This is a genomic window from Sphingorhabdus pulchriflava (assembly GCF_003367235.1).
GTDB lineage: Bacteria > Pseudomonadota > Alphaproteobacteria > Sphingomonadales > Sphingomonadaceae > Sphingorhabdus_B > Sphingorhabdus_B pulchriflava.
Genome location: NZ_QRGP01000001.1, coordinates 690,256 through 701,421, shown reverse-complemented (window position 1 = coordinate 701,421; position 11,166 = coordinate 690,256). Strand labels below are relative to the sequence as shown.

13 protein-coding genes and 1 pseudogene are annotated in these 11,166 nt (G+C 57.1%); 2 read left to right on the top strand and 12 right to left on the bottom strand.

Annotated features, from left to right (window positions below):
* Position 1: 1 nt before the first annotated feature.
* The 5 genes from rsmH to DXH95_RS03595 form a co-directional block, all read right to left on the bottom strand.
* Complete coding sequence (gene rsmH / locus DXH95_RS03615) at positions 2–955, bottom strand: 16S rRNA (cytosine(1402)-N(4))-methyltransferase RsmH (RefSeq protein WP_115548072.1); 954 nt, start codon at positions 953–955, stop codon at positions 2–4.
* Positions 952–1,443 (bottom strand): division/cell wall cluster transcriptional repressor MraZ, encoded by a 492-nt coding sequence (locus DXH95_RS03610; RefSeq protein ID WP_181883559.1) that lies wholly within the window; start codon positions 1,441–1,443, stop codon positions 952–954. Before DXH95_RS03610 ends, rsmH begins: the two co-directional genes overlap by 4 nt.
* A gap of 317 nt (positions 1,444–1,760) precedes the next feature.
* Positions 1,761–2,504: a Gldg family protein gene (locus DXH95_RS03605; RefSeq protein ID WP_476712788.1), complete on the bottom strand. Its 744-nt coding sequence runs from the start codon at positions 2,502–2,504 to the stop codon at positions 1,761–1,763.
* An 87-nt stretch (positions 2,505–2,591) separates the two neighbouring features.
* Entirely contained in the window at positions 2,592–2,867 is a 276-nt protein-coding gene (locus tag DXH95_RS03600) for a hypothetical protein (protein ID WP_115548069.1), read from the bottom strand.
* An 18-nt stretch (positions 2,868–2,885) separates the two neighbouring features.
* A complete protein-coding gene (locus DXH95_RS03595; protein WP_115549377.1) occupies positions 2,886–3,884 on the bottom strand; it encodes a cysteine synthase A in 999 nt (332 codons plus the stop codon).
* A gap of 189 nt (positions 3,885–4,073) precedes the next feature.
* On the opposite strand from DXH95_RS03595, the gene DXH95_RS03590 reads away from it, so the two are divergent.
* Both DXH95_RS03590 and DXH95_RS03585 read left to right on the top strand, forming a co-directional pair.
* Complete coding sequence (locus DXH95_RS03590) at positions 4,074–6,215, top strand: TonB-dependent receptor (protein ID WP_115548068.1); 2,142 nt, start codon at positions 4,074–4,076, stop codon at positions 6,213–6,215.
* A 74-nt stretch (positions 6,216–6,289) separates the two neighbouring features.
* Positions 6,290–6,412: an entericidin A/B family lipoprotein gene (locus DXH95_RS03585; RefSeq protein ID WP_115548067.1), complete on the top strand. Its 123-nt coding sequence runs from the start codon at positions 6,290–6,292 to the stop codon at positions 6,410–6,412.
* On the opposite strand, the gene tatC is transcribed toward DXH95_RS03585, so the two are convergent.
* The 7 genes and pseudogenes from tatC to DXH95_RS03550 all read right to left on the bottom strand — a co-directional run bounded on the left by tatC (position 6,409) and on the right by DXH95_RS03550 (position 11,160).
* Positions 6,409–7,194, bottom strand: coding sequence for a twin-arginine translocase subunit TatC (gene tatC, locus DXH95_RS03580; protein ID WP_115548066.1), 786 nt, complete (start codon positions 7,192–7,194; stop codon positions 6,409–6,411). The genes DXH95_RS03585 and tatC overlap by 4 nt on opposite strands.
* 89 nt (positions 7,195–7,283) lie before the next feature.
* A pseudogene (gene tatB, locus DXH95_RS03575) lies at positions 7,284–7,514 on the bottom strand (Sec-independent protein translocase protein TatB); the annotation flags it as partial.
* Positions 7,515–7,539: 25 nt separating this feature from the next.
* Positions 7,540–7,761 carry a twin-arginine translocase TatA/TatE family subunit gene (locus DXH95_RS03570; RefSeq protein ID WP_115548064.1) on the bottom strand — a complete coding sequence of 74 codons (222 nt, stop codon included), beginning with the start codon at positions 7,759–7,761 and terminating at the stop codon, positions 7,540–7,542.
* Between the two features lie 69 nt (positions 7,762–7,830).
* A complete protein-coding gene (gene scpB, locus DXH95_RS03565; RefSeq protein WP_115548063.1) occupies positions 7,831–8,463 on the bottom strand; it encodes an SMC-Scp complex subunit ScpB in 633 nt (210 codons plus the stop codon).
* The gene (locus tag DXH95_RS03560; protein WP_115548062.1) at positions 8,460–9,257 is read right to left on the bottom strand and encodes a segregation and condensation protein A; all 798 of its coding nucleotides are present in this window, start codon (positions 9,255–9,257) and stop codon (positions 8,460–8,462) included. Before DXH95_RS03560 ends, scpB begins: the two co-directional genes overlap by 4 nt.
* Positions 9,248–10,312: a beta-N-acetylhexosaminidase gene (gene nagZ, locus DXH95_RS03555; protein WP_115548061.1), complete on the bottom strand. Its 1,065-nt coding sequence runs from the start codon at positions 10,310–10,312 to the stop codon at positions 9,248–9,250. Before nagZ ends, DXH95_RS03560 begins: the two co-directional genes overlap by 10 nt.
* 188 nt (positions 10,313–10,500) lie before the next feature.
* On the bottom strand, positions 10,501–11,160 hold the full coding sequence (locus DXH95_RS03550; protein ID WP_115548060.1) for an SPOR domain-containing protein: 660 nt from the start codon (positions 11,158–11,160) through the stop codon (positions 10,501–10,503).
* Positions 11,161–11,166: the final 6 nt, after the last annotated feature.

Below are 11,166 nucleotides of genomic sequence, written 5' to 3'. Positions count from 1 at the left end.
GTCATGCGGCCTTCTCCTGCTGGTTCCAGGGCGTAGCATCGGAACGTATTGCAGCCCTCAACGTCGCGGACCGCGCCCGCGGGTTGGCAGCCAGCTCGCGGGCCGACGGACGAACCGCCTTTGCGGGTTTCAGAAAGGTCGGATGCTTCACCGGAGCCATTTCCGGCATATGCCGCGACATTGAGCCGCCTGAGCCACTACGATCGCGCAAGAATTGTTTAACGATGCGATCTTCAAGGCTGTGAAAACTGACCACAACCAATCTGCCACCGGGCTTCAAAATGCGTTCAGCGGCCTCCAAACCAAGCATGAGCTCGTCAAGCTCGCGATTGATGTGGATCCGTAGCGCTTGAAATGTCCGCGTCGCGGGATCCTTGGGGGCCCCGGGGCGGTGACCGAGCGCCTTTCGAACTATCGCCGCCAGGCTCGATGTACTGTCGATTGGGCGCGCCGCAACAATTGCACGCGCGATGCGCCGCGACTTTGGCTCTTCGCCATAGAGATAGATGACATTGGCAATGTCGCCTTCATCGGCCGTGTTGACAAAATCGGCAGCACTTTCGCCCGACTGGCTCATCCGCATGTCGAGGGGGCCATCCTTCTGGAACGAAAAACCGCGATCCGCACGGTCGAGCTGCATTGACGAAACGCCAATATCGAAAACCACAGCATCGACCTGCCCGACACCTTCTTCAGCAAGGCGCCGGTCCATTTCAGAAAAGCAGGCGGAGTGGAGGCGCAAGGCACCGCCACTCCGACCTGCAAGTTCAGCACCCATGGCAAGCGCATCGGGATCGCGATCAAATGCATGAACGCGCGCACCGGCAGCCAGGATAGCCCGGCTATATCCGCCTGCACCAAAGGTACCATCCACAACGACTGAACCAGGGGTGATGGCCAGTGCGTGAATTACTTCATCCAGCAAAACTGGAATATGGGGCGAAGCGCCGGTCATTTGCCGCGCCTCATATGATCGTTGAGCCAATAGTCGAGCTCTTCGCGGACGTGCGCGAAGGCCGGCGGCGCCGACTCCTGGAACACATCAGGGTTCCAGAGCATGAAATGCGTCGTCGCGCCGAAGAAAAAGGCCCGATCGCCGAGCTTGCCGAAATGGCGAAGCATAGGCTGAAGAACGAAACGCCCGCTCACCTCAAATGCAGTTTCGAAAATCGAAGATGCCACGACGCCAGCGCTTTCGCGGTCGAATTCGCCGCCGCGCTGCACTGCGGCCTGCCATTGGGCTTCAATGTCTGCGCGAAGCTTTTGACGTTCAGCACGGCCATAGCCGATAAGGCAGGGCAATGTCGGGTGGCGCGATATGCATACGATGTTCTCGCCGCTTGATTCAGAAACCGTGTCGCGCAGCTCGGCAGGAATGGTCACGCGCCCTTTGGCATCGATCGTCGATAAACCGGAACCGGCATAGACAACGAGTGCGGACACTGAACCCCATTCCCCCTTTCTTTCGGGTAAAATCCACTGGCCGCAGAAGCGCCTTGCTTCGACGTCGACGTTCTGAAGAACGCAACAAATTGGATTCCACCCCGATTGGACAACTCCATATCAAGGGAATTTATGGATGAAAAGAGGGATTCTATGGGAATCGTAAATTATTTTACGGCGAATGGGCGCAATTCCGTCAGTTCAAAAGTTAATCCGCACGCCAATGCCCCCAATCAACATGATGGCGAACATCATTCGAATACATACTAATTAATTGTATTATATGTATTTTTATTATGCGGCCGGTCGTCGCACCCCTAGTTGCCCAGAAAATCCCAGGCTGACCCAACTACACGTTGCCCATCTTCAGCGGATGCAATTAGATACTCGGCCAATTCGATATTCGATGATTTGGTGACACCCGGAACTGCGGATTCCCAAAAATCGCTGTTCAACATGTCAACATCGGCCACCAGAATCGCTTGCCCCTTTCCGAGACGGCATTCGGCGATCAATGCACTGCGCTCGATTCTGCAAGGTTGCGAGTCTGTTTTCCCTGTCGCAGTCGGTATCCATGAACCAGGCGATTTCAGCGCTAGGTTGAATTTGCCTAGCTTTGCATCAATTTGACTATGCGCGTGTTCAGCATCAACGGGCAAAACAAGCTCTAGACCCCAATGCGCAAATAATGGGGAGTGCAGCGAGGTGAACAGCGGTCGTTGCGCGTCACCCAGCGACAACGACGTGGGCCAGTCAAGCGCTGGATCCGCAAAGAAGACCAGCCTACCTCCGGCGCGAACCCAGTTGTCCAGTCGCACCAGATCTTCGGGCGAAAAGGCCTTTGGCTGGATCAGAACAGCCACTTTTACGCTGGAAGCCTGGACTTGCTCAAAATTGTCGACTGCAACCACATCGCGCTTTTCGAAAAGGCGCTCGAATAACGGATCAGGATGCCCTTCGCCCTCGACGACCGATTTCAAATCGCCCTCGCCCCATTGTAATGGAATGCTGGAAAGAAGCGCGACTTTCGTCCTTCGCGACTCTTCACCTGAGTCATTCATCGACCATAAAATGGCGCCCAAACTGACCAGCAGAATCGCAAATGCCGACCCGATGGCCGCGGTGCGAGTTGACTTACTCCACATGGATTATTGTGTTGGTGCCTGCGTGGGCTGCGTTGGCGCCGTTTGCGGACCGGCCTGTTCGGGGGCAGCGGGCGTCACCCCAAGTTCGGCAAGCGGCTCGTCTTTGACCATGGGCTCCGATGGTGAAACCGACGCCGATCCCGCTGGTCCTGTCTGCGCGGCTTTCTGTTCGGCCCGGTCGATGACCATACTCGCAATCCATGCGAACAACACCACCGCAAGAAGACCTACAAGGCCTACCTGTATGCGCTGCATAGCGGATTCCGCGGGACGTGCCATGCCGCAATCTAAGCCCAATCAGTCGGCTTTGTCCAGTTGCCATGGCATGGGCGGCAATCCTTTGGCCTGCATCCATTCGGGATTGTACAAAGTCGAAAGGTAACGGAAGCCGGTGTCGCACAGAATAGTCGCTATCCGATGGCCTGGCCCGATATGCTTGGCGAGTTCAACTGCACCGGCAACATTGATGCCAGAAGAGAGCCCGAGACACAGCCCTTCTTCCGCCAGAAGACGGCGCACCCAGACCAGGCCCTCCTCGTCCGAAATGCGGAATTGGGTATCGATTGGCGCACCATCAAGATTGGCGGTGATGCGCCCCTGCCCAATGCCTTCCGCGACCGAATTGCCTTCAGCCCGCAATTCGCCATGAGCATAATAATTATAAAGCGCTGCGCCGTGCGGATCACTGAGCGCGATGGTGACATTTTCGTTCCGCGCCTTCAGACCAAGGCCGACCCCGGCAATCGTCCCGCCGGTTCCGGCTGCACAGGTGAAGCCGTCAACCCGTCCGTCCATCTGCTCCCAGATTTCCTCCGCCGTCGTTTCGATATGTGCGCGGCGATTGGCGATATTATCGAACTGGTTTGCCCAAATGGCGTTATCGGTTTCTTCGGCAATCCGCCGCGACGTGTGCACGAAATGGCCCGGATTGGAAAAAGGCGCTGCAGGCACAAGCACCAACTGGGCGCCTAGCGCGCGGAGGGTGTCCTTTTTTTCCTGACTCTGCGTCTCGGGCATGACGATGATCGTCTTGTATCCCAGAGCGTTACCGACCAGCGCGAGGCCAATGCCGGTATTGCCTGCCGTGCCCTCAACTATAGTGCCGCCCGGCTGCAATATCCCCTGCTCCTCCGCATCGCGCACGATGAACAGCGCCGCGCGATCCTTCACCGAGGCGCCCGGATTGGCGAATTCGCACTTGCCGTAAATCTCACAGCCAGTTTCCTCGCTGGGCCCCTTAAGCAGGACGAGCGGGGTGTTGCCGATAAGGTCCAATGTCGATGGCATAGTTTTCATGACACCACAGGTAGTTTCGGATGCAACAAGACGCAAGCGATGGCGACTTGCGGTGATGAAAGCAGGGCTTTGCCAATTGGCGACAATTCGTCGCAGCTCAAACGCCATTTGCCGAAACCGTTCGATCGGGTATTGTTATACTATATCATTTCATCTAACAGACGCCAAAACAAGGCCATAGGGAATAATATGAAAACGCTTCTCCGCCAAAGCGCGGCTGCTTCGATACTTGCATGCGCACTGCTTGCCTCACCTTCTTTCGCCCAAGAACAATCAGATACAGATGCCAATGACGATGATTTTCACCGCACCGGCGAAATCGTTGTCACTGCCCCATATTTCGAACGGCTAGATCTGCTGGCAGGCACTTCTGCCCTGTCGGGCGAAGATTTGGCGCAGCAATCGCGTGGTCAGATCGGCGATACCCTGCTCTCGCTGCCCGGGGTTTCGGCCACCAGCTTTACACCCGGCTCGTCACGCCCCGTATTGCGCGGCTTTCAGGGCAATCGCGTGGCGGTCCTCACCGATGGCATCGGCAATATCGATGCCTCGAATACCTCTGCCGACCATGCCGTCACTATTGAATCGCTCACCACTGAGCGGATCGAAGTGCTACGCGGCCCGGCCGTGTTGTTGTTCGGCGGACAGGCTGTAGGCGGCGCGGTCAACGCCATTGACAAGCGCATCCCGCGTGCCGTGCCGACAGAGGCCGTCCACATCGATGCGCTGGCAGGCTATGGCAGCGCAACGGATGAATGGTCAGGCGGTGCGTCGATCGATGTGCCTTTGGCCAGCCGTTTCGTGATCCACGCCGACGGCAGCTATCGCAAGAGCGACGATTTGCGCATTGGCGGTTACCAATTATCGCCGGTCCTACGCGATGAAATCCTTGACCTGGCAGACGAGGAAGAAGGCGAAGGCAATCTCGACGAAGCAGATGAATTGCGCGAAGCGGCCGAAAACCGGGGCCGGGTGCCCAATAGCGCAGTTGAAACCTGGACCGCAGGACTTGGCACCGCCTTCATTGACGATGGCGGTAATCTGGGCGTTTCGTTCAGCATCTACGATACCAAATATGGAATCCCGGGTCGCCCGGGCGTTGGCCACCATGAAGAAGCGGTCAGCACTGGCGAAAAGGTTGCGATGGCCGAAGGCGGCGAGGAAGCCGTCACAATCGGCCTGCGCCAATATCGCGCCGACCTGCGCGGCGAAGTTGAAACCGGTAGCGGTTTCCTCGAAAAACTCACCTTCCGCGCAGGCTTTGCCGATTATCAGCATACCGAATTCGAAGGCGACGAAATCGGAACCGTCTTCAAAAGCCAGGGCTTTGAAGGCCGTGCCGAAGCGGTGCAGGCCAATCGCAATGGCTGGCGCGGCGCAAGCGGCATCCAATATATGTCACGCGATTTTGAGGCGATTGGTGCAGAGGCCTTTGTCCCACCCAATCGCACCCGCCAATTGGGCGTGTTTACACTCCAGGAATTTGATCTGGGCGGCGTGCATCTTGAAGCCGCGCTGCGTTATGACCGGGTCAGTCAGGAAGCACAGACGCTCGGCATCGATCGCAGCTTCAACAATGTTTCAGCGGCATTGGGCGCAGCCTATCTGATCGGCGACCTCAAGATCGGCATCAACGCCTCGCGCACTGGCCGCGCCCCTTCGGTCGAAGAGCTGTTCTCCGATGGCCCGCATATCGCGACGCAGGCTTATGAGATTGGCGCCCCTTCCTTGCGCAGTGAAAAAGCGTGGAATGCCGAGATCTATGCGCGGTATGACAGCACTAATGTCGACGCCACGCTGACCGTCTATTCCAACTGGTTCGATGGCTTCATTTATGAAGACGCGACCGGAGCCGAGGAAGACGACCTTCCCGTCTTCCAATATTTCCAGAGTGACGCTCGTTTCTGGGGCTTTGAGGCCGATGTTTCGGCAAGGCTGGGCCATGTCGGTGGATTCGATGTCGTGCTTGATGGCGTCGCCGACTATACCCGCGCGTCGATTTCGAATGGCGGTGGACCGGTACCCCGTATCCCGCCGCTCCGCTTGTTAGGTGGGTTGGAATTACAAAGCGGTAGCGTTGATTTGCGCGGTGAAGTTGAATGGTCCGACGACCAACGACGTAACGCTGCGTTCGAAACCGAAACCAGCGGCTTCACGATGGTCAATGCCTCTGCAAGCTGGCGGCCATTTGGGCGCAACCGCAATATTTCGCTGATCGCGTCCGCAAACAACCTGTTCGACGTGACCGCGCGGCGCGCTGCTTCGTTCACCAAGGATTATGTGTCACTTTCCGGTCGGGATTTCCGACTTACGGCTCGCTTTAGCTTCTGATTGCGGTTTGACTCATCGGACGTTCAGCTTACACTTCCCAAAGGTAGCTGAACGTCACTTTTGAGGAAATATCTATGCGGAAACTGATTGCTACATCGTTGATTGCAGCAACATTGCTGTTGTCTGCCTGCAACACGGTCAAGGGCCTTGGTGAAGATATTGAGTCGGTGGGAGAAGCTGGCGACCGGGCGATTTAGACCGTTTCAGGCTCTTCGGTCGCTGGACTTTCAGTCTCGATAGCCTTTTCACGACGGCGCTGGGTGAACCAGATTGCAACCAGCGCCAGTTCGTAGAGCAAGCATAGCGGTACCGCCAACAGCAGTTGCGACACGACGTCGGGCGGCGTCAAAACGGCCGCAATCGCAAACGCACCGACAATCGCATAGCGCCGACCAGCCTTAAGCTGGTCGCGCGTCACAATGCCGGCCCTTTCGAGCAGCATGAGCAAAACCGGTAACTGGAATGCGACGCCAAAACCAAAGATGAAGGTGGTAGCAAAGCTCAGATAATTGCCGACGCCAGGCAGCGCCTCCTGCGTCACACCGCCGACATCACCCTCAAATCCAAGCAGAAATTTGAGCGCCACCGGCATCGCACCGAAATAGGCGAGGCTGGCGCCCAGCCCGAACAGGATCGGCGTCATCATCAGGAATGGCAGAAACGCCTTTTTCTCGTTTTTATAGAGCCCAGGGGCAACAAATCGCCAGATCTGCGTTGCCAGCACCGGAAAGCTGACCATCATAGCAGCAAACAGTCCAACCTTCACTTGCACGAAGAAGGCTTCGAAAATGTCGGTGTAAATCAGCTTATCCTGCCCGACATTTTTGAGCGGCTGGACCAGCCAGCCATAAATGAGTTCGGCAAAATAGAAGCAAACACCAAAGGATATCGCGAGCGCCAGCACGCACCAGAGCAAGCGGTTGCGCAGTTCGACCAGATGGTCGAGCAAAGGCATCTTGCTTTCGTCAATATCCTTCATGGCAGCGGCTCTGCTTTGGGATCGATTGGATCGGTCGGCTTGGAGGCTGCATCAGGCGGAGGAAGCGAGTCGTATTCACGCACCGGAGGATGCTCGCGCATGATGCGAGCATTGTCCTCTGCCCATTTCTTTTCAAGCTCTTCAAGCTCTGACTGGCGGACCATCTCGTCGATGCCACTGCGGAAATGCGAAGCCATCCGACGCGCCTTGCCAACCCATTGTCCGACGTAACGCAGCACGCGTGGCAAATCCTTGGGTCCGATCACCAATAAGGCAACCAGCGCAACCAACAGCAATTCGCCTGATGCGATGTCAAACATTCGGGTTCAGCCTGAAACCGAAAGATCAGTTGATCTTTTCCGCCTGCTTTTCAGCATCGGCCACGGTTCCCGGTGCAGCGTCGATACGCGGTGCAGGCTTGGCTTCATCATCCTCCGCCATGCCTTTTTTGAAGCTTTTGATACCCTTGGCAACATCGCCCATCATGTCGGAAAAACGACCCTTGCCGAACAACAGCAGGATGATGATGCCGACGACGAGCCAATGCCAGATGCTGAAACTACCCATGACCAAACTCCTCACGCGGGGGACAGCCCCGGCTGGCTGCACGAGCGGCAGCGATGTTATAGAAGTGATTTAGGCGCTTTCGTCACCAATTTCCAGTTCGACGTCGCCATCTTCTGGCAAATCACCACTTTCAACCGCCGAAAGGCCTTGCAGCCCTTCCAATGCAAGGTCGACCGGATCCAGCAAGCCGGCCGCTTTGAGATCTGCAAGACCCGGCAAATCGCGACGGCTTGTCAGTCCGAAATGCGCCAAAAATTCTTGCGTCGTCGCGTAGATGAGCGGCCGCCCCGGCACTTCACGACGTCCAGCGGGGCGAACCCAGCCTGCCTCCATCAATACATCAAGCGTGCCTTTGGAAATCTGTACGCCTCGTATTGCCTCGATCTCCGCGCGGCTGACGGGTTCGTGATAAGCAATGATTGCCAGCGTCTCGACCGCCGCGCGGCTAAGCTTTCTACTCTCCTCACGTTCGCGGCGCAACAGATGTGCCAGATCGGCGGCAGTCTGGAAATGCCAGGTCTTTCCACGCTTGACGAGTTCGATGCCGCGCCCCTGATAATGCTCTTCCAACTTAGAAAGCGCATCCGGGACATCAACTTCTTCGCCGACATAAGCGCGAATCTGTTCGACCGTCATGGGCGCATCGGATGCGAACAGTGTCGCTTCAACAGCGCGGACAGATGGATCATGCTCGATCATCATGCTCCTGCCACTTGGCGCGCCTTCACCATTAAAGGCGCGAAACTCGTTTCCTGCTGCAATTCCACCCTACCCTGCTTTGCCAATTCAAGCATTGCCAGAAAGCTGGAGGCCAGGGCCGAGCGGCGCAACGCGGGCTCAGCCCCAATTGGCAAAAATGCCTCCAACTGCGTCCAGTTGAGAGCCTGACCCAGCATCGCCGAAACCCGATCCAGTGCCTCTTCCAATGTCATGACCGCACGGCGTTTGACGACGTGCATGACAGGAGCGTTGCGTGCCTGAATCTGGCCATAAGCGGCAATCAGCTCGAAATAATTGATTTCCCAAGCGGTGGTGCGAACGACGCGCAGCCCTTCTGGTGCGCCGCGCAAAAAGATATCGCGCCCGATCCGGTCACGCGCCATCAACCGTGCCCCGCTCTCCCGCATCGCATTCAATCGCTCGAGGCGCAACTGCAGGCGCAGCGCCAATTCTTCTGGCGACGGATCGATTTCCGGATCCTTAGGCAGCAACAACGCCGATTTGAGGTAGGCAAGCCAAGCCGCCATCACCAGATAATCCGCAGCAAGCTCCAGCTTCAGCGCCCGGGCATTCTCAATAAACCCGAGATATTGTTCGACCAACTGAAGGATCGAAATCTGGCGGAGGTCAACCTTTTGTGTGCGTGCGAGCGTGAGCAGCAAATCGAGCGGACCTTCCCATCCGTCAATCTCGATGGTTAGCCGCTCGTCACCGTCGTCGGTAACGGCCAGAACCGCATCCGGAGCGTCAAATTCCAGGTCGTCGTCTAGGCCCATGACGCACCTGTGGAAGCTTTGGTGGCCTTTTCATCCGCCAGATGCGCAGCAAGGGCCAATAGTTCGTCCCGCTTGGCCAATAGATGGTCGAGCCGCTGCTGGTCGAACTTGACGGTAGGCAAAGCCGCAGTCGCCGCATCGAACCGTCGACGAGCCTCATCCGAGATATCCGGCAGCCTTTCCACAATCGCTACCATCTCGTCGAACCGCCCCCAGCAATTGAGCGCGACGTCGCAGCCTGCCGCGATGCAATCGACCGCATGGGTAGGTACATCGCCTTTCAGAGCCTTCATCTCCAGATCGTCGCTCATCAGCAAACCGTCAAAGCCGATTTCGCCTCGAATGATGTCGTGAATAACGGTCGGCGACATTGTCGCACAGCGCTCCGCGTCCCAGGCATCATAGACCAGATGCGCCGTCATCCCCATAGTCGCTGTATTGAGCGCACGAAACGGCGCAATGTCCTGTTCGAGCTCCTCTCGTGTCGCATGAACGTGGGGCAACTCGAAATGGCTGTCGACCACTGCGCGCCCATGCCCCGGCATATGCTTGATTACGCCCGCCACGCCACCCTTGTGCAGGCCATCGAGCACGGCGCGGCCAAGCGCTGCAACGCGCATCGCGTCAGATCCCATAGATCGATCACCAATGGCGGGCGTCGTATCGGGTACGCGAACGTCCAGCACCGGCAAATAGTTCACTGTTATGCCAACTTGATTCAGCATCAACCCCAGCGCTTCGGCGTTTACCCGTGCCGCTTCGATCGCGGTCATGGCTGAAATGTCGTACAATGCGTCAAAGGCCGAACCAGGCGGAAAGTCCGGCCAGGTCGGCGGCTGCATCCGCATCACCCGGCCACCTTCCTGGTCGATGAAAATCAGCACATCCTCACGTCCGTGGAGCGTACGCAATGAGTCCGTCAGCCCATGCAATTGCTCCCGATCGCGAATGTTGCGTCTAAAAAATGTGTAGCCGACCGGATTAACTTCAGCGAACAAGGCGCGTTCATCGCTGGTCAGTTCTTCGCCGGACAGCCCGAAGATGACAGGTTTCATTACTGGACCGAACTCCGAAAATTCATTTATCAAGCTAGGTCAGCTTGGCTTTACTGACAAGCGCGGTACCTGCGAATGGCCGCGAATCCTGTGCAAAACCGCAAAAAAAATAGGCCGTGGAGCGATGCCCCGCTCCACGGCCGAAAATGCCTTCATCCCCCATTGAAGGCAGATCCGCCTTTCGGCGATTACTTGACCACCATGCAATTCTCGCCAGCTGCCTTGAGTTTGGCACATAATTGCTGAGCAGCCGCTGGATTGGCGGTGACTGCTTGCAGTCGATAAACCTTACGTCCACCTTCGGAAGCGCCCTCTGCGATGCGGCGATTGAGGCCTGACAAAAAACCAAAGCGCTTGCCCATCGCAGCCCATGCTTGATCGGCCGCAGCTGCATCACTGAACGCACCCAATTGGACAAAGCCTGACCCCGCAGGGGCGGGTCCGGTTTTGGCAGGTGCCGCGCCAGGAGAAGCAGGCGCAGCCTCTACAGCTTTGGCCTTGGCGGGATCGATCGTCGCGCCTACCTTCTTGCCCTCACTCGCGGCGAAAGCGGAGTCGCCTTCGCCTTCGAAGCTTTTGCCCTCACGATCCGCAGGCGCGACTTTATAGTCGCCTTCCTGCGCCGCGATCAGTTCGCCATTGCCCGACGCGCCGTCAGATTGACTGCGTTGCAACCAGTAAATACCGCCAACTATCGCAGCGAGCAGGGCAAGTCCGCCAAGCACCAGTCCGGCTACCTTGAGCGGGGACGCACTTTCCTCATATTCATAACCATCGGCAGTTTCGAGCCAAGGCAAACGATCCGGATCGTCCAGGCCAAGGTCCTCGTCTCGGTTGTCGTCGGTCATACCCAT

Coding starts and splice junctions, on each gene's coding strand:
- tatC (WP_115548066.1), bottom strand. CDS start 7,194: ATGAAGGATATTGACGAAAGCAAGATGCCTTTGCTCGACCATCTGGTC.
- DXH95_RS03605 (WP_476712788.1), bottom strand. CDS start 2,504: ATGAATGACTCAGGTGAAGAGTCGCGAAGGACGAAAGTCGCGCTTCTT.
- DXH95_RS03585 (WP_115548067.1), top strand. CDS start 6,290: ATGCGGAAACTGATTGCTACATCGTTGATTGCAGCAACATTGCTGTTG.
- DXH95_RS03595 (WP_115549377.1), bottom strand. CDS start 3,884: ATGAAAACTATGCCATCGACATTGGACCTTATCGGCAACACCCCGCTC.
- DXH95_RS03590 (WP_115548068.1), top strand. CDS start 4,074: ATGAAAACGCTTCTCCGCCAAAGCGCGGCTGCTTCGATACTTGCATGC.
- nagZ (WP_115548061.1), bottom strand. CDS start 10,312: ATGAAACCTGTCATCTTCGGGCTGTCCGGCGAAGAACTGACCAGCGAT.
- rsmH (WP_115548072.1), bottom strand. CDS start 955: ATGACCGGCGCTTCGCCCCATATTCCAGTTTTGCTGGATGAAGTAATT.
- DXH95_RS03570 (WP_115548064.1), bottom strand. CDS start 7,761: ATGGGTAGTTTCAGCATCTGGCATTGGCTCGTCGTCGGCATCATCATC.
- scpB (WP_115548063.1), bottom strand. CDS start 8,463: ATGATGATCGAGCATGATCCATCTGTCCGCGCTGTTGAAGCGACACTG.
- DXH95_RS03560 (WP_115548062.1), bottom strand. CDS start 9,257: ATGGGCCTAGACGACGACCTGGAATTTGACGCTCCGGATGCGGTTCTG.
- DXH95_RS03600 (WP_115548069.1), bottom strand. CDS start 2,867: ATGGCACGTCCCGCGGAATCCGCTATGCAGCGCATACAGGTAGGCCTT.
- DXH95_RS03550 (WP_115548060.1), bottom strand. CDS start 11,160: ATGACCGACGACAACCGAGACGAGGACCTTGGCCTGGACGATCCGGAT.